The following is a 19,005-nucleotide window of genomic DNA, read 5'->3' on the forward strand; positions in this document are numbered from 1 at the left end:
TCAGATAAATGAAAAAACTTTCGTGGTTCAATAAGTTTATGTACTTCATGAACATCGTGCTTACGGTGCTCACGGTTTTTTCGTACCTGTTACCGTTTATTTCACCTAAGCTTTCACCCATACTGGCTGTGTTTACGCTTGTAATGCCATTGATGCTGGTGCTTAATGCCTTTTTCTTTTGCTACTGGATGTTCCAGGCAAAAAAGCAGATGCTGCTTTCGGGTATTATTTTACTTGTGGGCATTACGTTTATTAGCAAGATGTTTAAATTCAGTGCCGAAACACAACCCGAAGAAGAGGGAGAGTTTACACTGCTGAGTTATAATGTACGCCTGTTCAATCTTTACGAATGGCTGCCTGACCGCGATATTCCGGCTAAAATAAGCGCTTTCGTTAAAGAAAAGAATCCCGATATACTCTGTATACAAGAATACAGCAAACAGGCCGTAGGCGACACCGCATTCCGTCAGTACAGGCATCGTTTTATATTCTCTGAAAAGGGGCAGACTGAGCAGGCTGTTTTTTCTAAATTCCCTATTATCAATACGGGTGATATACAGTTCCCGGGTTCGGCTAACAATGCCGTTTGGGCTGATATTAAAAAAGGGAAAGATACCCTGCGTGTATATACTATACACCTGCAATCTATAAAAATAAGTCCCGATATCCATGATAATAACATCGATGAAGAAAAGAGTAAGGTTATCTTTAAACGGATTGGGGCGGCGTTCCAAAAGCAACAGCTACAGGCCGAGCTTATGGAAAAGCACAAAAGTGAATGCAAGTACCCTATGATTATTTGCGGCGACTTAAACAACAGTGCCTTCAGTTATGTGTACCGTAGTATAAGGGGTGCCATGAATGATTCGTTTGAGGAAGCAGGCAAGGGTTTTGGTAAATCGTATAACTTTAAATACTATCCTGCCCGTATTGATTATGTATTTACCGATAAAAAACTGAATGTTTTAGAGTATACAACGTTTAGCAGTTTTGTAAACTCTGACCACTTTCCGGTTATGACACGCCTGTGTTTTGAGAAGGAGGAAGAGTAAGGGAGTTTAGAATTCAGATTTTAGATTTAAGAATGAGCCTCAGTCTGTTTCTGTTTCATGACCCTGAAGGGGTCGCGCATATTAGCCTCGGGCAGCGCCCGTGGGATTAAAACGGTTCATGATTTATAGGTAATTTTCGAATAACCAAATAACCGCATCACCGAATAACCCAAATTGACAAATAAACAAATCCACGAATTAACAAACTAACGAATAGCCTGTTTCTTCAGGTACTCCAGCGCGTATCTGCCTTCATTAAAAAGTAGATCCAATATGCTAAGGTTGTTTATAAAGCCGTGTTTTTCTTCAAAAACCTGGGTGTAGGGTTCAAACTCGTTAGTGTCTTTTTTACCGTTGGCCAATGGGCGCAGGTCGGTATATTGTGGTGTTTCGTGGAAGTATTCTTCCGTTTTCTTGTAGTCAAAAGGCATTCCAAGGCATTGGCACACAATTTCCATGATTTGGAAATTCAGTTCCATCATGTATTTATGCTTTTGTTCAAATACAGGGCGTATATCGTCTTCAAAATACTCAAAGAAGGGCGAAGTACGGTATGCCGCTTCAAGCGACTTAAAATGCTGTTTCTGCCAGTCAAATGCCGGTTCTATCTTAACATCCTTAAACTTCTGGTGCCCTGCAACCGGATTGTGTTTTACAGGTATGTTTAACAGCTGTACGCCGTTTGGGCTGTAAATGTACATACGGTTACGGTTCGTTTGCTTCTGGAAGTTGTCTTCCATCTCAAACGTTATGCTGTCAGCCTTTACCATCGCCACAAAATGGCTTATTGAAGGGAAATATGTAGGGTGTATAAGTAGATCCATTTAGTGGATGCGTTAATTTGTTTATTTGTTAGTTTGACCCAACTGGTATTTTTTCAAAGCATTGAGCTTGTTAGTAATGCTCTCAAGCTTAAACTTTAAATCCTGATATGCTTGCTCATTCAGAAATCCAAGCTCATACGAAATGATAAGCTGGTTTAATACTTCTACAGCACTGCTGAAAGCCATAGTTGTAAAGTGAGCTTTATCCTTGTAAGTAGCCCTGGATGTGCCTTCAGCCAAATTAGAGCAAACAGATACTGAAGCTCGCCTTAGTTGAGAGCTTAGAGCAAATTTTTCTGAGTCAGGAAAATTGTTGGTATAAAAGTATATCATCTTGGTAAACTCTTTAGCGTCAATCCATACCTCCAATTTTTCAAATGAAAATGTATACATAAGGTTTTTCGGTTTAACGAATCAACAATTTACCAAATCGTCTGGTTTTTCGAATACACAAATACACAAATCAACAAATTAACTATTCTGTGCCTTCCTTTTCTTAAGTACGAAGAAATCAAGTGCAAAATAGCCGATAAGTGCTATGATGAAATACCTGAAGTACGACACCGGCTCGCCATCGCCACCCACGGTGGTAAACATACGATCCCAACGGATTTTCTTGCCGATGTTGCCCCACGGCTGGTTCTGGTCAAGGCTAAGCCAAATAAGTACCGGTTTGCCCACAATGTGGTCTTCCGGTACAAAACCCCAGTAGCGGCTGTCTTCTGAGTTATGGCGGTTATCACCCATCATAAAGTAGTAGTTCTGCTTAATGGTGTAAGACGTGACCGGAGTACCATTTATGCGTATTTCGTTACCGGTAACTTTCAGCTCGTTATTCTCATATTCACTTATTATCCTTTTATAAAAAGGAAGAGTTTCTGTTGTTAACTGTACCGTTTGTCCTTTCTGCGGTATAGTAATTGGCCCCATGTTGTCCGCTGTCCACTTAGCATTGTTTTTAGGAAATACCTTAGGTTGTGTAAACGGAGTGTAAATAGTTTTGTTTACGTGTGTTATCCCCTGATCTTTTCGAAGCTCGTCGGCATTTGCAAAGGTCATGTTTACTGCCATGCGATTTTGTATAGGCGTCATTTGCAGTTCGGTTGCTATTTGCTCAGGGATAAAGCCCCATACCTGTGCATTAACGCTGTCTCTTGAAGCTTCATTTATAAATACGTTGTATTGTTCGTTTAACTCATTAATGTGCTCTTTAATGATATTGTTATCCCATTTAGATAGTGCAATATTGTAAAAACGCCAGGCTCCACCGTTATATCCACGGTTAGCCAGGAATTCCTGAGCTATAGGCTGTTTTGCCTCTACGTCAAAATAATACTGAACTTTTGCTCTGTCTGATAGTTTAAGTTCAGAGCCATTAATGTATACAATACCGTCTTTTAGTTCAAATACATCACCCGGAGTGGCTACACAACGTTTTACATAGTTTGATTTTTTGTCAACAGGTTTTCTTACACCCGGCACCCCTTGTTCAAAAAACTTATGTACCGTATCTGCTGGCCAGTTAAATACCACAATATCATTCTTCTGAGGTTTTGCAAAGCCAGGCAGCCTGAAATACGGCAGTTGCGGCCACTTGCTGTATGATTTTACGCCCACTAATGGAATGGTATCGTGTACCATAGGTGCTGCAAGGGCAGTTTCGGGCACGCGCGCACCATAGTGTACTTTACTTACAAACAGGAAGTCGCCTATAAGCAGGGTTTTTTCAAGTGAAGCAGATGGTATGGTAAACGGTTGTATTACATAAGTATGCACTATGGTAGCTACTACCACGGCAAACAATAGTGAACTTAGTGTGCTTTCGGTATGTTCTGATGTGCCTTTATAATCGGCTTTGCCCGAATAGTTAAGGGCGTAGATGTACAAACCACAGGTAAGTATGCCTATGATATAATCAGTAGTGGTGTTTTTTCCGAAAGCTTTCAGTATCTGTACCCAGATAACCGGGAACATTATTACGTTTACTACGGGAATGAAAAGCAGTATGGTCCAGTACCACGGGCGGTTAATAATTTTCATTAACACTACGGCGTTGTATACCGGTACGGCGGCTTCCCACGGTTTGTGGCCTGCTTTTTCATACAGTTTCCATGTTCCTGCAAAGTGTACTACCTGTACTGCCAGGAAAAATATAAACCATTGCACTAAAGTCATATCTTCTTATGTTTTTGGTATATGTGTGTGTTTAAGCTAAAATGTTACAGGCCCAGTACATCTTTCATGGTGTAAATGCCTGTTTTGCCCACCAGCCATTCGGCAGCTACAACTGATCCAAGGGCAAATCCTTCGCGGCTGTGTGCGGTGTGCTTTATCTCTATAGAGTCAATTTCCGAGTCGTAAGTAATTACATGAGTACCCGGTACGTTCTCTATACGTTTTACATCAATAAATATATCTTCTTCTTTTGGGGCTTCTATAGCCCAGCTTGCGTAGTCGGAATGTGCTATAATGTCTTTTGCCAATGAAATAGCTGTACCGCTTGGCGCATCCAACTTCTGGGTATGGTGAATTTCCTCCATGGTTACCTTGTACTGTTTTAGCGTACTCATCATTTTGGCAAGGTGGCTGTTCAGCTCAAAGAAAATATTTACGCCAAGGCTAAAGTTAGATCCATAAATAAATGCTCCTTTTTTCTCTTCGCACAGCGCAGCTATGTTGTGGTAGTGTTCCAGCCAGCCTGTGGTGCCGCTTACTACGGGAATGTTGTTGTTAAGGCATTCTGATATGTTTTCTACAGCAGCATCGGGTATACTGAAGTCTATGGCTACATCGGCGTCGGTAAGACCGTCAAAGCTGTTACTGCCTGTTTTTCGCAGTACAATTTCGTGTCCTCTTTCCTGGGCTATCCGTTCTATAACTTTGCCCATTTTGCCGTAGCCTAAAAGTGCTATTTTCATAATTTAAAAGCGGTATGTCATGCTTACCCCCAGGTTATACTGGTAGTCTATCTTATTCTGTTCAAAACTTGGGGTAAAGGTAAGATTTTCATTAACGTTAAACTGCCTTAAGTGGGCATCTACGTTAGCATCTACTATGTTAAGGATATAAATACCCGCGGTAACCAATGCCGAAAGGTCGCGGTTACGCTGGTGGAATTTTTGTGCCCGTATAAGGCGGTCACCACTTACGCCTTCCAGATTACCGGTAAGTTCATGTCCTGCTAATAACTGCTTGTACGCATCGCGGTACATATTGTATTGGGTATTGTTCCAGCTGAAGGAATACATACTTATGGCAAGGCCACCCCATACTAAAGGCGCTTTCCAGTATTTTCTGTTATAAATTTGTCCCAGGCCGGGCACCATAGCCGAATAAAAAGCAGCCTTGCTTGGTGCAAGGGCGTCATATTTATAAGTGCTGGCAAGTACCTTGTTTATTGAGTCCTGGTTAAGCGGCTTTACTTCTTTTTTAGGGGTCTGTTCCTTTTTAGGATCCTGCGCAAGCGCCGGAACCGAAAAAACAAGTAAAGCCGTAAGTATGAAAAATATGTTTTTCACTAACCTTGTATCAGTTTAATGATCCTGTTAAAATCTTCTTCAGAATGGAACGGGATCGTGATTTTACCTTTGCCTTTAGCGTCTATTTTTACATCTACCTTAGATCCGAAGAAGTTAGTAAATGTTTTGCGCTCGTCATCATTAACGATAAAACCACTTGTTTTATTTTCTGCCGGTTTTGTACCACCATCCTCTTTAGGGCCTTCGTGGTATTCTTTTACCAATGCTTCGGTTTCGCGAACGCTAAGGTTTTGGCTTACTATTTTGTGGTAAATATCGGCCTGGGCATCAAGGTCGTCTATAGTAATAATAGCACGGCCATGACCCATACTGATAAAGCCGTCGCGAATACCGGTTTGTATTACCGGATCCAGTTTCAATAGCCTTAGATAGTTTGCTATAGTAGAACGTTTTTTACCCACGCGATCACTCACTTGCTCCTGTGTAAGCTGTATTTCGTCCATAAGGCGCTGGTACGACATCGCTATTTCTATTGGGTCAAGGTCGTGGCGCTGTATGTTTTCTACAAGGGCCATAACCAGCGAATCGTTATCATTCGCCAGGCGAATGTAAGCCGGTACATGGGTTAGGCCGGCAAGCTTACTGGCACGTAGCCTGCGCTCACCGCTTATAAGCTGGTATTTGTTATAGTCGGTTTTGCGTACAGTAATGGGCTGAATTACACCCAGTTCTTTAATACTGGTGCTCAGTTCCTGTAGTGTTTCCTCGTTAAAGCTGGTACGCGGCTGAAAAGGGTTTATTTCTATCGACTCAATTTCAAGCTCTATAATATTTCCTACAACCTTATCTGCACCTTTATCCTCTGCCGACTTAATGTCGTTTTCAGGGTCTTTTAAAAGTGCCGACAGTCCACGTCCAAGGGCTTGTTTTTTTATTGCTTTTGTCATAAACCTACTTTACTGTTTTTCTTAATGATCTCCTCGGCAAGGTTAAGGTAATTAGTAGCTCCCTTGCTGGTAGCATCATAGTTTATAATGCTTTCGCCAAAACTTGGCGCTTCACTCAGTTTAATATTACGTTGAATAATGGTGTCAAATACCATGTCGTTAAAGTGCTTTTGCACTTCTTCTACCACCTGGTTGCTCAGCCTCAGGCGCGAATCATACATAGTAAGCAGCAGCCCTTCTATATCCAGGTTAGGGTTGTGTATTTTTTGTACACTTTTTATGGTATTTAGTAGTTTACCAAGTCCTTCCAGTGCAAAGTACTCGCACTGAATAGGAATCACCACGCTGTCAGCGGCAGTAAGTGCATTTAGGGTAAGCAATCCCAGTGATGGAGCACAGTCTATAAGTATATAGTCGTACTTGTCCTTTACGCTTTCAAGGGCGGTTTTAAGCATGTATTCGCGGTTTTCCTTGTCTACAAGCTCTATCTCAATGGCCACAAGGTCTATGTGTGCCGGTATTATCCATACGTTTGGCGCGGTACATTCTACCGTAGCTTCGTCTGGAGTGTTGCTGTGTTCCAGTATCTGATAGGTACCTATCTCCACAGTTTCCACGTCCAAGCCAAGGCCTGAACTGGCATTTGCCTGTGGGTCGGCATCTATTAATAATACTTTCTTTTCCAGCACTCCCAGCGCGGCAGCCAGGTTAACTGATGTGGTTGTTTTACCCACGCCGCCTTTTTGGTTGGCAATAGCAATGATTTTACCCATTTTCTGATTGAAATTTTCGAACCGTAAAAATACAATTATTTATGGTACCTGAAAATGGAATTTGTTAACACCGCAAAAATAAAAAGCCACACCAAAAAGGTGTGGCCGAAAAAAACTAAACGACGCAATTATTACTGAATGATAAGCTTTTGACTGGTTACGTAATTTCCTGTACTAAATTGGATAATATACATACCTGCACCTAAATGGGATAGGTTTAGCTGCTGGTTTCCTGTGGCGGCTTTTGCCTGATGTACTTTTGCGCCGGTTAGATTATAAACATTCACTAAGCCCTCATTTCCGCTGGTATTGGCAATATTTACAATGCCGTTAGTAACCGGGTTAGGGTATAGGGTAAAGTTGTTTTTTTGTAGGTTATCTGTACCTGCCGTTGTTTCCCAAATAATGTTGTCTACGCTGGCAGTGTTATGTGAACCCGCTGCTACAAACCTGAATGCTATATAAGCATTAGCTTCAAGAGCAGGGAAGCTGCTTACAGTATACGTTGTTGCCGGAGCAGCGGCAAGGGTTATTTCATCGCCTACTGCTACAAATGTAGAGGCATCGGCTGGGTTTGTAAGGTAACCCGGTTGCAGAGCAACTGCTGTAGATGAAGACGCATCAAAAGTAAGGGTGTGGTTACCGTCAAAACTGTCTACCTCTGGTGATACAAGGTAAGCAGCAACACCAGGGCTCATAAAGCTATAGAACTGTGCTGCAGGGCTACCCGATACTGTAGCAGGGTATACATACATGCCATTGCTTATGGCTGTCCAGCAGTATTGTGTTATTACTTCGGCCTGTCCTGTGGCGTAGTTGTCAAAGTTTTCGTTTATAGACGACACTGCCGGGCACGCGTCCGGTGTTTCAGCCCAAACAACATTGTCTACGTAAGCCACCTGGTGCACACCCGGTGCAGTAAACAGGAATGCTATGTTAGCTATTCCGGCTACTTCAGGATACGCTATACTGTAGGTAGCTGTTGTGGTACCAAGTGTAATAACATCACCTACAGCTACAAATGTTGTAGCGTCTGTAGCATTAGTAAGGTAGCCCGGTTGTAGTGTAATGGCTGCAATAGCCGATGCATCAAAAGTAAGGGTGTGGTTACCGTCTAAATTGCTTACGGCCGGGCTTACAAGATATGCTGCGGTATTCGGGCTCATAAAGCTATAGAATACAGCAGATGCATTGTTTTGGCTGTCTGTGTCCGGGTATATATACATTCCATTTGCTATTCCGCTCCAGCAGTTTTGCGCTATACTTTCGGTTTGTCCGGTAGTAAAGGTGCTGAAGTCTTCATTCAGCTCAGTCACTGCTGCACATTCTTCAGCAGGAACTTCTTCCCATACCACATCGTCTATGGCTATGGCATTGTGTACCGTATCGGCACTGATCCTGAAGGCAATATGCGCGCCTGTTGTAGCAGGGATAATCATGTTACCAAAGGTTGCAGCTGTACCTGTAGTTACTGTAATGGCATCGCCTACGGCTACAAATGTATCGGCATCTGCTGTATCTGTTATTGTACCTACCTGTATGGTTACTGTACCTGCAGGTACCGTTCCGTTTTGGGCAAGTTTCCACGTGCTGAACGATAATTGGTGGGTGCCATCTATCGTAGCAATTTCCGGTGTAATAAGGTAGCTGTTTACGTTTACTGCAGTACTGGCATAAAATACGGCGTACTGGTTAGCAGGGTCGCCTGCCTGTGCAGTGTAAACCATTCCACCGTTAGGGTAGCCCAGTGCTATAGAGCTCCAGCAGTTTTGTGGGAATACATTTGACGTACCGATTGTAAAGTTTGTAAAATCTTCGCTTAATGAAGTTGCAGCGGTTTCGCACTGTGCATTCATGTTCAATACCGCACCCAAAAGTCCGGCTGCAAGTAAAAATTTATTCATAATATGGTTTTATTTAGATTTAATAAAAATAAAAATAGTGTTGCAAATATATTATTATTTGTAATAAGTCTAAATAAAATAATTGTTTTTTTGAGGTAATAGGAAGGTGAAATTTTGTCTCATTTCGACCATCTGTGAGCTTAAATAATAAGAAGGCAGTTTTTTATCTTGTTAAAACTCTTACAATCTTTTATTTACCTCTTCAGGACGAAATGAGACAAGTGGGGGAATTAAAGTAAAAAAAGGTCTTTTACTTATTTTTTTTGGCTTTTATCATAGCTTCCAGTTGGTTCCATAATTCTTCAGGAATTGCTTCCAAAAGGTTAAATTGCCCGGCGCCTTTCAGCCATTCGCCGCCGTCTATTGTTATTACTTCGCCATTTACATATGCAGAAAAATCAGAAACAAGATAGGCTGCAAGGTTAGCCAACTCCTGATGGTCGCCTACACGCTTTAGCGGTACTTTTTTAGCCAGGTCAAATTTATCTTTCAGGTCACCCGGCAGCAGCCTGTCCCATGCACCCTTGGTAGGGAAGGGCCCCGGTGCTATGGCATTAGTGCGTATGCCGTACTTGGCCCATTCTACAGCAAGGCTGCGCGTCATGGCCAGTACACCTGCTTTTGCGGTTGCACTTGGCACCACATAGGCACTACCGGTCCAGGCGTATGTGGTTACTATATTTAATACTACAGTATTTTGCTGTTTGGTGTCTATCCAGTGTTTACCAAAAGCCAGCGTACAGTTTTTACTGCCCTTAAGCACTATATCTATAATAGTATCAAAGGCGTGTGCCGAAAGCCTCTCGGTAGGCGAAATAAAGTTGCCCGCAGCATTATTCAGCAGCACATCTACTTTACCGAATGTAGTCAAAACAGTTTGCAACATGCTTTCCACTTCTTCATAGTTGCGTACATCGCATTGCACAGCCAGGCAGGTTCCACCGGTTTCGGCTTCCAGTTCTTTGGCAGTGTTTTGTAGTTTTTCCAGATCGCGGCTGGTAATGGCTACTTTTGCACCCAGTTCTAAAAAATATTTGGTCATGCTTTGGCCCAGGCCACTACCGCCGCCCGTAACCACTATTACTTTGCCTGTAAGGGCATCGTCGCGCAGCATTTTTTCGGTATAATTCATCTTTTTAATGAGGTTTGTTTACTTGTTTGTTATAGTAAAGATACTAAAAATAGTATGCATGCCTATTGTTTTTCTGTGCGAATTTTGCCAATAAAATTTATCGTGCATACGCAACCTTTTTATTATCTTGGGATCTTTACCAATAATAACCAATTGATTATGAAATATCTTAAATTATTTGCAGTACCTCTTGCCAGCCTGTTACTGTACGGCTGTTGGGGAACCGGCACCGATGATGATTTTGTAAATCACTCATCACAATACAAGGCTGTAACCATGATGCGTTCCCAGTTAGAAGCTTCCATAAAACTTAAGCCTGCCCAGGCCGTAACCGATGCAGGTAAAATTTACATTAAAGATGATATGATGTATATAACGGAAAAAAATAAAGGTTTCCATGTATACAATTATCAGAACCCCGCTAACCCCACACCTGTAGCTTTTATAGAAGTACCCGGTGCTACCGATGTAGCCATAAGGAACAACAACCTGTACATAAACCAGGCGGTAGATCTTGTAACGCTTACGTACAGCGGTTCAGCTATTACGGTTACCGGACGTGTACGCAATATTTTTCCTCAAAAACAGGCACCGGATAACAGTATAAAATACCTTGCGCAAGACGAAGTAATTGTTAACTGGATACCGAAATCATAATGAAAAAGCTATACCTATTTATAATTATCGCTGTGCTGGCCATTGCATGCAGCAGCGACAGCCAGGAAAGTACAAGCAACAGCCCAGGTACCGATGGTCAGGGTGGCTCTACGGCTATTTTTGCCCTTAAGGGGGATTATTTGTATACGGTAGACCACAGGAATCTTAATGTATTTTCGCTACTCAGCGCTACAGGCCCTGTACAGGTAAATACCGTACAGATTGCTTTTGATATAGAAACACTGTTTGCCGATGGCGATATGCTGTATGTGGGCTCGCAGAGCGGTATGTACATGTACTCTATAACTAACCCCGAGGATCCTGAAATGCTGGCCGCGGTATCGCACTTTACTGCTTGCGATCCTGTGGTTGCAAATGGTACCCATGCTTATGTTACCCTGCACACCAATACCTGGTGTGGTAATAATAACAATGCCCTTATGGTGTATGATATTACCGATGTAAATTCGCCTTTACTGGTACACCAGCGCGGCCTTGTATCGCCTAAGGGGCTTGGCCTTTACGGCAACTATCTTCTGGTTTGCGACGATGTAATTAAGATATTCGACATTACAAATGCTGAAGAGCCTGTTTTGGCTACCACGATAAACAAACAGTGCAATGATATTATTATCAGGGGAGATGAACTGTACGCCGTAGGCGATTATGGGGTATACAACTATACGCTTAATAGTGCTTCTATAAGTCAATATGCACTGAACAGTGAGGTTTCATTTGCACAATAATAGCGCGGTTATTATATACAAAAAGGGCTATCCGTTTCAGGATAGCCCTTTTGTTATTTTACTATTTTACGGCCACAGCTTGTAAATCTGCGGTGTTCAGTATGGCTATAAGCAGCCTTTTGTAGGCTACTATATCCTGCATGGGTTCCAGTAGTGTAAACTGTATTATAGAGTTCCCGGCTACAGTAGCAACCTTTATCTCGGAAGGGAACTGTCCTTGTGGATTTTCGTTGTACCAAAATGCCATTATCTTATTGTCTTTTGTAGCCAGTATTTCCGTTTTTCGGGTATACAGTTCAGCCAATGAGGCTCCCGGTTTTTTGTCTTTTATCATGTAGTTGTTCAGGATGTCGGTAGGGGTATTTCGCCCAGCATCTTCGTTGTCATAATCGGGTACGGCAGCCACGTTAATTTTAACTTTCTTTTCGTTTACCATCATCCAGGTGTCGTGTCCTTCTATATGTACGTAGCTTTTAAGCGGAAAGTGCAGGGTTACCGTTTCCATTTTCCCTTTTACGATGTACTCTACATAATCTTTACTTTGGTCTTGTGCCCACATAGATGTTGTGGCAACACATAATAATAGTAATAATACCTTTTTCATAGTTGTGCAGTTTTTTTGAGTTAAACATTGTCTTAAGGCCTATATCGCACAGATATTCTTAAAGGTACAACACTTACTAAAAAGTTGATTATACTTTATAGGTTGTTTAACACAGACTGCATAAAAAAGCCCTGATAAAACAGGGCTTCTATAATTTGTTACGGCAGCCACGGGTCATCTGTAAAAGTCCCCTCAAAGCTGCCGGTAATGTTTTTAGTAACCGGTGCGTCATTAACCATACCGGTTGCGGTTACATTTGTAAAAGTAAGCTTATAATGATTATTGCCGTTGTCCTTTACTACTACCTTACTGTTTGTGCCAAATGTGTATGATTGATTACCAAGTTTATATTGCCCCATAAGAGCATTTTCTGTGTAGGAAGCAGAAGCGCTATACGTGCCACTGGCATTAGTATTGTGCGCTATAATATACACCTGTATTGTAGCCGATGTGGCTGGGTCTGTAAGGTTAAAAACGCGTTCATGTACATCCGGGTATCCATAAGCCCAAGATGTTTTGGCATCTTCAGCGGTAACAGGCACAAAGGCTGTATCATCTGCCTTGAGTGTTGAATTATAGCCTGTGGTTTGTGGAGCAGTATCGTTATCATTACTGCACGAAACAATTGCTATACAAAAAAGTGCAACGAAAGGGGATAAAAACTTTTTCATAGTTATTTAAAAATAATTGGTTACGTTTTGGCTTAAAGCATTTTACGAAATGCTTTTGGATTGTTATCCAAATATATTGAAAATACTTTCTTCTTATTTCGGTTATACCCAAATAAAAATGGCTGCCTTTTACAGCAGCCATCTTAATATGAGTAGAGTACAATATTACTCTGTTTCTATTTTTACCACAAAAGCCTTTTCGTCTATCACTTTAGTAGGTGTGCTAAAGTGCAGGCCTTTGTCATCTGTACTAAAGTCCAGGTTTTCGCCTGAGGCCAGTACGGTTACCTTTTTCACTTTCGGGATAAAGTCAAATACCTTACCGCTAAAGGCTTCCAGGGTTATCACGCTATTGCTTCCCGGCCACCCAAGGAATATGGCATACACGGTGTTGCCTTTACGTGTGTAGCGTATGTCTTGCGCGGTGTAGGTTACCTTATCGGCAAACATACCTGCCTTACCCATTTTGGTAGGGCCTTCGCCAAAGGTTTTCCAGGTACGGCTGCCGTATATGGCCTCGCCGTTTACTTCCAGCCATTTACCTATAGTAAGCAGTATGTCCTTCTGGTTTTGCGGTATGGTACCGTCGGCCATAGGGGAGATGTTCAGCATCAATGCGCCGTTCTTGCTCACTATATCCGCCAGCAGATCAATGATTTCATCAGCGCTTTTCAGTCCAAGGTTATTCGTGTAACTCCAGCTGCCCACCGATACGGTTTCATCCGTTAGCCAAAAATCATTGGTAATGGCATTGTTGCGGCCTTTTTCAAAATCCTCAAGGCTTACGGTTTTTGGCAGTTCACCTTCCTTGTGGGTAACCACAATCTGCTTTTTCTCCGCTACAGAATGGTTGAAGTAATGTGCCAAAAACTGCTGCTTGTACGGCTCGGGTATCTTGGTCATTTTACTGTCAAAGTAAATCAGGTCGGGCGAATAGTTGTCTATAAGCTCCTTCAGTTCACCCACCCAGTTGGCATAAAACTGCTCCCTCGGTATGTTACCGTACATCATACGGATTTTTGGGTCGGTGCTCGAAGTTGCCATATCAGGGTTGTACGGAAAATAAGAGGTGTCATCCAGCCACTTGTCCTTTTCATCCTGGAACAACTGTAGGTTTCTGTCCTTATGGAAGCTGGTTACCAACTTCAGTCCGCGGCCGTGTATGGCTTTTGCCAGTTCACCCACAAGGTCGCGGTGTGGCCCCATATCCTGGCTGTTCCATGGGTTTATTTTACTGGCCCAGTTGCTCCAGCCGTCGTGGTGCTCGGCTACCACACCGCCAAATTTAGCACCCGATTTCACCATAAGGTCGGCCCATTCGTCGGCGTTGAATTTCTCAGCCTTAAACATCGGTACAAAATCATGGTAGCCAAATTTATTCAGCGGGCCATAGGTTTCTACCTGGTGTTTGTTTTCGTCGGTGCCTACCACGTGCATGTTGCGTGGGTACCAGTCGTTGGCATACGCCGGTACCGAAAGCACACCCCAGTGCGCATAGATACCGAATTTAGCATCCTTAAACCACTCAGCCGACTCATCGTATTGTGCCAGCGATTCCCACGTAGGCTCGTAGTGGCGTACTTCGGGTATGCCTTTTTTAGCGGTAGAACAACTTGCCAGAGCAAATAAAGCGACTATTGCTATTGTATTTTTTTTCATGTTATGGTTTATCCCCTTGTGCAAAGGGACAAAATTACTGTGAGTTGTTTTCAAGAGTGTTGTTAGCCCCTCTCCTTTGGAGAGGGGTTGGGGTGAGGCTTATTACTTCACAGTCACACTTACTTCAGCTTTAATATCCCTTGAAGAGTTACCCAGCTTAAAGGTGTATGTACCCGGTTCTACAACCCATTTTTTAGAAGCTACATTATAGTACGCAAGTTCTTTAACCGGAACTTCAATGGTTACTTTTTGGCTACTGCCCGATTTTACAGCTACCTTGTTAAAGCCCTTAAGTTCTTTAGCGGCACGCTGTACTTTGCTTTCGGCTTTACTTGCATACAGCTGTACTACTTCTTTACCATCTTTTTTACCGGTGTTTTTCACCTCTACGGTAACTTTAATGGTATCGTCGTTGCCATACTCTTTTTTATCAGTTTTAGCATTGGCAAAATCAAATGTAGTATAGCTAAGTCCGTAACCAAACGGATAAAGCGGAGCCACATTTTTAGTATCGAACCAACGGTAACCTACAAGTATGCCTTCTTTATATTCTTCTGTAGCACCACCTGGGAAACTCTTTGTAGCATGAGCAGGTGAGTCTTCTATACGTTTAGGCATGGTCCAAGGGAGTTTACCCGATGGGTTAACATTACCAAGAAGCACGTCTACAAGTGCGTTACCGCTTTCAGAGCCGTTATACCAGTTCCATACTATTGTAGAGTTTTCTTTTTCCACCTGGTTCAGGTCATACGGAGAACCGGCTACAAATACTACAATGGTTTTAGGATTTGCTTTAGTTACAGCAGAAATAAGTGCCTGCTGGCCAAACGGAAGTGTAAGGTCGGTACGGTCAGAAGCTTCTGTTTCATAGTCGCGGTTAGCACCTACCACAAGGATAGCTACATCTGATTTTTTAGCGGCTTCAACAGCCTCAGCCAGCATTTTAGGGTCAAGGTCGTTTACCGTTTCTTTTGCTTCCTGGGTTACATCGCCAAATTTCATTTCCTTTTTAGGCTTGAATTCAGTTTTATAACCTTCAGCATAGTTTATCGTTACTGATTTAGGTAGTTTAGCTTTAAGTGCTGCAAGTGGCGTAATTTCGTGCTTGGTTTTTACACCGGCACCAAAACCACCCTGGGCATGCTTCTTGTCAGCATTAGCACCTATAACAGCTACGCTCTTAAGACCGTTAGTGTTTAGTGGAAGCAGGCTTTCGCTGTTTTTAAGCAGTATTATTGATTCTGAAGCTATGCTGTAAGCATCTTTAAAGTGTGCTTCGGTAGCAATGCTTCCTTTGGCACGGCCTTCTTTTTTGCCCATAGCCTTAAGGTTATAAAGCAACTTCAGTATCCTTTTTGCGTGTTTGTCCACTTCAGCCTCGCTTACTTTACCAGCTTTTACTTCGGCAAGAAGTGGCTTGGCAAAATAAAACTCTTCAAAAGAAGGCTTGTTGGTACCCATTTCAAGGTCGGTACCGGCTTCAAGTGCTTTCTTGGTACTATGTACGGCATCCCAGTCAGAAATTACGATACCCTTAAAGCCCCACTCATCCCTAAGAATGTTTTGCAGCATGTATGGATTTTCGCATAGGTAATCGCCACGGAACCTGTTGTACGCACCCATTACACTGTACGCATTAGCTTTAGTAACAGCATCGTGAAATGCAGGTAGATAAATTTCGCGTAGGGTACGTTCGTCCATAAGCACGTCTACAGTACCACGGTTGGTTTCCTGGTTGTTAGCGGCATAGTGCTTAATACATGCAGCTACGTTGTTTTCCTGTACACCTACTACATAAGGTACTACAAGGCTTTTGTTAAGGAACGGGTCCTCGGTCATGTACTCAAAAGTACGGCCACCCAGCGGAGTACGGATAATGTTAAACGCAGGGGCAAGCAATACATCTTTTTCGCGTGCACGGGCTTCTTCGCCTATGCTTTTACCAAAAGTGTGTGCCATTTCAGGATTCCATGTAGCCGAAAGGCCACCACCGGCAGGGTAGTACGTGGCATAATCGGTTTCCAGGTGCAGCGGAGCCCAGCTCATACGCTCCAGTTCTTCGCGGATACCCAGCGGGCCGTCGGCCATGTGCACTTCCGGGATGCCCAGGTGCTCCACGCCCTCGTTAGTAAACATACTGTAACCGTGCAGCAGCCCGATTTTTTCCTCAAGGGTCATTTTACTAACAATTCCGTCAATTTCAGCGTCCCATTCGTCGCTCATAGGTGTACCTTCATACTTGGCGGCAATAGCGCCGCTTTCGGTACTGTCTGTTGATTTGTCTTCTTTGCAAGATACCATTACAAGCATCATTGCTGCCGAAAGGCATAAAAACTTGTTCTTCATATTTGGGTTCAGGTTACTATTCTGTTTTAATATTCTTTTTAAGTACTATGTTGTCCGATGCTCCGCCTGTCTGTAGTTCTAGTGTACCGGGTTCCAGTTCAAAGCGTTGTTTTTGCGTATTCCAGTATTCAAAATCCTTTGCACGCAGTGTAAGCGGTACGGTTTTCGTCTCGCCGGCCTTCAGCGCCACACGGGCAAAAGCCTTCAGCTCCTTAACCGGCCTTTCGATTTTCGAATCCGGATGCGCCACATACAACTGTACCACTTCCTCGCCATCGCGGCTTCCTGTATTGGTTAGGGTAACATTAACCGTTACCGTACCGTTTTTCTTTAGCGAAGTTGTGTTGGTTTCCAAAGCCTTATATACAAAGGTAGTATAGCTAAGGCCATAGCCAAAGGCATACAGCGATTTTCCTTTAAAATACATATATGTCCTCCCGTGGCGGATGTTATAATCCATAAGTTCCGGCAGGTCGGTTATGTCCTTAACCCAGGTTTGCGTAAGTCTTCCGGCTGGGTTATAATCGCCAAAAAGCACATTGGCAAGTGCCGTGCCCGTTTCTTGGCTGTTGTGCGTCATGTGTACTATGGCAGGTACATGCTCTTGTGTCCAGTTAATGGAGTAGGGGAAGCTGCTCATCAGTACAACCACGGTATTCGGGTTGGCCTGCTGTACCACCTTTACAAGGTCTTCATATTCCAGTTCCAGCGACTGCCTGTCTACCGATTCCTTACCGTTGCTCGGCACGGGGCATTGGTTCCATCCGGCGTTGCACCATGGGTGGTTACCCACCACCACTATGGCTACGTCAGCGTTTTTTGCAAGGGCTACGGCTTTACCATCTTTATTATCTAAGGCGTAAGTTACCTCAATGTTTTCTCCTGCTTTGGCCTTAATGCCTGCAAGTGGTGTTACGGTATATGGCGGTGTGCCACTGTACCAGTCCAGCAATACCTCGTCGGCACGAGGGCCTATTACGGCTATGCGTTTTATCTTGGTTTTATCCAATGGCAACAGCTGCTTAGTAGGGGCGTTCTTTAATAGTACAATCGACTTCTGCGTAGCTTCCAGTGCCAGTTTTTTATGGGCTTCGGTTGCCCACGGGTCTGTGACATCTTTTTCTGTGCCAATGGCTGCAAACGGGTTGGCTTTGGTTTCGCTGTCCAGCAGTCCGAGCTTTATCATCACGCGGTAATCACCACGGATAACGGCATCGATTTCCTTTTCGGTAAGGTAACCGTTTGCCACAGCGCCGTATACGGCATCGGCATAATCGTCCAGAAACTGGTTGATGCCTGCCTTAACTGCCGCTGCCGCCCCAAGGAACTTATCGGCATAATATTTATGGTCAGAGAGCAGCAGGCCAAAAGCACCGCCGTCGGTACAGATAATGCCGTTCTGACCCCATTCCTTTACTGTGATGTCCTTTAGCATAGGGTGCACCATAGCCGGTATGCCGTTCACTTTGTTGTAAGCCGCCATGTAGGCACGGCTCCCGCCTTCTTCGACACCCATTTTAAACGGAAGCGAATAGTATTCCCTAAATAGCCTTTCATCAAAATCAGATGAGGTATAGGTACGGCCGTCTTCATTGCTGTTGGCAAGGAAGTGCTTCATCAGCGCAGCAGTCTGCCAGTATTTTTTATCGTTGCCCTGTAGCCCTTTTACAAAAGCCACGGTCATGGTACCGTTAAAAAAAGCATCTTCGCCATAGCTTTCTTCGGTGCGCCCCCAACGCGGGTCGCGGGCAAGGTCGGCATTCGGGGCGCGTACTACCAGTGCACCACGGTTGTAGTGTTGGTATGCATAGCGGGTTTCGTAACCTTCTACGGCTGCCACTTTTTGTAGCAACTCAGTATCCCAGGTTTCGCCAAGGCCATACGCCTGCGGAAACGTGGTTGTAGTCAGCGGCGCTTTGCCCTTGCCACCCCATTCTCCGGGGCCGCCCAGTGCCAGTCCATGCAGGCCTTCCACATGCCCGGCGGCTTTAATGCCCAGGCGCGGCACTGATGGGTTGGTGCTTAGTGCGTGTATCTTCTCATCCAGCGTCATAAGCTGTAGCAGGTTGTCAATACGCTTTTCCGTGTCCAACGTTGGGTTTTGGAAAGGGTATTTGTACTGTGCCAATGCCGTGGTACTGATGAGTAGTAGTATGTATAGTTTTAAAAATTTCATTATTGGTTTTGTAAATGGGCAGATAAAAAACCGGG

17 protein-coding genes are annotated in these 19,005 nt (G+C 43.6%); 3 read left to right on the forward strand and 14 right to left on the reverse strand.

Annotation, left to right across the window (positions count from 1 at the left end):
- Window positions 1-8 precede the first annotated feature (8 nt).
- On the forward strand, window positions 9-1,052 hold the full coding sequence (locus ACLI1A_RS12970) for an endonuclease/exonuclease/phosphatase family protein (protein WP_411409094.1): 1,044 nt from the start codon (window positions 9-11) through the stop codon (window positions 1,050-1,052).
- A 206-nt stretch (window positions 1,053-1,258) separates the two neighbouring features.
- On the opposite strand, the gene ACLI1A_RS12975 is transcribed toward ACLI1A_RS12970, so the two are convergent.
- From ACLI1A_RS12975 to ACLI1A_RS13015, 9 genes are all read right to left on the reverse strand, one after another.
- Window positions 1,259-1,876 (reverse strand): WbqC family protein, encoded by a 618-nt coding sequence (locus ACLI1A_RS12975; protein ID WP_411409095.1) that lies wholly within the window; start codon window positions 1,874-1,876, stop codon window positions 1,259-1,261.
- Window positions 1,877-1,897: 21 nt separating this feature from the next.
- Window positions 1,898-2,269 carry a four helix bundle protein gene (locus tag ACLI1A_RS12980; protein WP_411409096.1) on the reverse strand — a complete coding sequence of 124 codons (372 nt, stop codon included), beginning with the start codon at window positions 2,267-2,269 and terminating at the stop codon, window positions 1,898-1,900.
- 78 nt (window positions 2,270-2,347) lie between these two features.
- Window positions 2,348-4,051 (reverse strand): signal peptidase I, encoded by a 1,704-nt coding sequence (gene lepB / locus ACLI1A_RS12985; protein ID WP_411409097.1) that lies wholly within the window; start codon window positions 4,049-4,051, stop codon window positions 2,348-2,350.
- Between the two features lie 44 nt (window positions 4,052-4,095).
- Window positions 4,096-4,794, reverse strand: a complete 699-nt coding sequence (gene dapB, locus ACLI1A_RS12990) for a 4-hydroxy-tetrahydrodipicolinate reductase (protein ID WP_411409098.1) — start codon at window positions 4,792-4,794, stop codon at window positions 4,096-4,098.
- 3 nt (window positions 4,795-4,797) lie between these two features.
- Window positions 4,798-5,394 carry a DUF5683 domain-containing protein gene (locus ACLI1A_RS12995; protein ID WP_411409099.1) on the reverse strand — a complete coding sequence of 199 codons (597 nt, stop codon included), beginning with the start codon at window positions 5,392-5,394 and terminating at the stop codon, window positions 4,798-4,800.
- Window positions 5,394-6,302, reverse strand: a complete 909-nt coding sequence (locus ACLI1A_RS13000; protein WP_411409100.1) for a ParB/RepB/Spo0J family partition protein — start codon at window positions 6,300-6,302, stop codon at window positions 5,394-5,396. Before ACLI1A_RS13000 ends, ACLI1A_RS12995 begins: the two co-directional genes overlap by 1 nt.
- A complete protein-coding gene (locus ACLI1A_RS13005; protein WP_411409101.1) occupies window positions 6,299-7,075 on the reverse strand; it encodes a ParA family protein in 777 nt (258 codons plus the stop codon). The genes ACLI1A_RS13000 and ACLI1A_RS13005 overlap by 4 nt, the downstream gene beginning before the upstream one ends.
- Before the next feature lie 131 nt (window positions 7,076-7,206).
- Complete coding sequence (locus ACLI1A_RS13010; protein ID WP_411409102.1) at window positions 7,207-8,979, reverse strand: T9SS type A sorting domain-containing protein; 1,773 nt, start codon at window positions 8,977-8,979, stop codon at window positions 7,207-7,209.
- A 250-nt stretch (window positions 8,980-9,229) separates the two neighbouring features.
- Entirely contained in the window at window positions 9,230-10,111 is an 882-nt protein-coding gene (locus tag ACLI1A_RS13015) for an SDR family oxidoreductase (protein ID WP_411409103.1), read from the reverse strand.
- Window positions 10,112-10,270: 159 nt separating this feature from the next.
- On the opposite strand from ACLI1A_RS13015, the gene ACLI1A_RS13020 reads away from it, so the two are divergent.
- Both ACLI1A_RS13020 and ACLI1A_RS13025 read left to right on the forward strand, forming a co-directional pair.
- A complete protein-coding gene (locus tag ACLI1A_RS13020) occupies window positions 10,271-10,768 on the forward strand; it encodes a hypothetical protein (protein WP_411409104.1) in 498 nt (165 codons plus the stop codon).
- On the forward strand, window positions 10,768-11,514 hold the full coding sequence (locus ACLI1A_RS13025) for a hypothetical protein (RefSeq protein WP_411409105.1): 747 nt from the start codon (window positions 10,768-10,770) through the stop codon (window positions 11,512-11,514). The genes ACLI1A_RS13020 and ACLI1A_RS13025 overlap by 1 nt, the downstream gene beginning before the upstream one ends.
- A gap of 61 nt (window positions 11,515-11,575) precedes the next feature.
- Here the strand turns inward: ACLI1A_RS13025 and ACLI1A_RS13030 are convergent, their stop codons facing one another.
- The 5 genes from ACLI1A_RS13030 to ACLI1A_RS13050 all read right to left on the reverse strand — a co-directional run bounded on the left by ACLI1A_RS13030 (window position 11,576) and on the right by ACLI1A_RS13050 (window position 18,970).
- Window positions 11,576-12,118 carry a hypothetical protein gene (locus ACLI1A_RS13030; RefSeq protein ID WP_411409106.1) on the reverse strand — a complete coding sequence of 181 codons (543 nt, stop codon included), beginning with the start codon at window positions 12,116-12,118 and terminating at the stop codon, window positions 11,576-11,578.
- 158 nt (window positions 12,119-12,276) lie between these two features.
- Window positions 12,277-12,789, reverse strand: coding sequence for a hypothetical protein (locus tag ACLI1A_RS13035; protein WP_411409107.1), 513 nt, complete (start codon window positions 12,787-12,789; stop codon window positions 12,277-12,279).
- Between the two features lie 165 nt (window positions 12,790-12,954).
- Window positions 12,955-14,448 carry an alpha-L-fucosidase gene (locus ACLI1A_RS13040; RefSeq protein ID WP_411409108.1) on the reverse strand — a complete coding sequence of 498 codons (1,494 nt, stop codon included), beginning with the start codon at window positions 14,446-14,448 and terminating at the stop codon, window positions 12,955-12,957.
- Between the two features lie 102 nt (window positions 14,449-14,550).
- Window positions 14,551-16,794, reverse strand: coding sequence for a glycoside hydrolase family 3 C-terminal domain-containing protein (locus tag ACLI1A_RS13045; protein WP_411409109.1), 2,244 nt, complete (start codon window positions 16,792-16,794; stop codon window positions 14,551-14,553).
- A gap of 16 nt (window positions 16,795-16,810) precedes the next feature.
- Window positions 16,811-18,970 (reverse strand): glycoside hydrolase family 3 C-terminal domain-containing protein, encoded by a 2,160-nt coding sequence (locus ACLI1A_RS13050; protein ID WP_411409110.1) that lies wholly within the window; start codon window positions 18,968-18,970, stop codon window positions 16,811-16,813.
- Window positions 18,971-19,005: the final 35 nt, after the last annotated feature.

This window comes from Flavobacterium sp. RHBU_3 (assembly GCF_046613565.1).
In the GTDB taxonomy this organism is placed as follows: domain Bacteria; phylum Bacteroidota; class Bacteroidia; order Flavobacteriales; family Flavobacteriaceae; genus Flavobacterium.

Coding starts and splice junctions, on each gene's coding strand:
- ACLI1A_RS13020 (WP_411409104.1), top strand. CDS start 10,271: ATGAAATATCTTAAATTATTTGCAGTACCTCTTGCCAGCCTGTTACTG.
- ACLI1A_RS12980 (WP_411409096.1), bottom strand. CDS start 2,269: ATGTATACATTTTCATTTGAAAAATTGGAGGTATGGATTGACGCTAAA.
- ACLI1A_RS13010 (WP_411409102.1), bottom strand. CDS start 8,979: ATGAATAAATTTTTACTTGCAGCCGGACTTTTGGGTGCGGTATTGAAC.
- ACLI1A_RS13015 (WP_411409103.1), bottom strand. CDS start 10,111: ATGAATTATACCGAAAAAATGCTGCGCGACGATGCCCTTACAGGCAAA.
- ACLI1A_RS13045 (WP_411409109.1), bottom strand. CDS start 16,794: ATGAAGAACAAGTTTTTATGCCTTTCGGCAGCAATGATGCTTGTAATG.
- ACLI1A_RS13050 (WP_411409110.1), bottom strand. CDS start 18,970: ATGAAATTTTTAAAACTATACATACTACTACTCATCAGTACCACGGCA.
- ACLI1A_RS13000 (WP_411409100.1), bottom strand. CDS start 6,302: ATGACAAAAGCAATAAAAAAACAAGCCCTTGGACGTGGACTGTCGGCA.
- ACLI1A_RS13005 (WP_411409101.1), bottom strand. CDS start 7,075: ATGGGTAAAATCATTGCTATTGCCAACCAAAAAGGCGGCGTGGGTAAA.
- lepB (WP_411409097.1), bottom strand. CDS start 4,051: ATGACTTTAGTGCAATGGTTTATATTTTTCCTGGCAGTACAGGTAGTA.
- dapB (WP_411409098.1), bottom strand. CDS start 4,794: ATGAAAATAGCACTTTTAGGCTACGGCAAAATGGGCAAAGTTATAGAA.
- ACLI1A_RS13025 (WP_411409105.1), top strand. CDS start 10,768: ATGAAAAAGCTATACCTATTTATAATTATCGCTGTGCTGGCCATTGCA.
- ACLI1A_RS13040 (WP_411409108.1), bottom strand. CDS start 14,448: ATGAAAAAAAATACAATAGCAATAGTCGCTTTATTTGCTCTGGCAAGT.
- ACLI1A_RS12970 (WP_411409094.1), top strand. CDS start 9: ATGAAAAAACTTTCGTGGTTCAATAAGTTTATGTACTTCATGAACATC.
- ACLI1A_RS13030 (WP_411409106.1), bottom strand. CDS start 12,118: ATGAAAAAGGTATTATTACTATTATTATGTGTTGCCACAACATCTATG.
- ACLI1A_RS13035 (WP_411409107.1), bottom strand. CDS start 12,789: ATGAAAAAGTTTTTATCCCCTTTCGTTGCACTTTTTTGTATAGCAATT.
- ACLI1A_RS12975 (WP_411409095.1), bottom strand. CDS start 1,876: ATGGATCTACTTATACACCCTACATATTTCCCTTCAATAAGCCATTTT.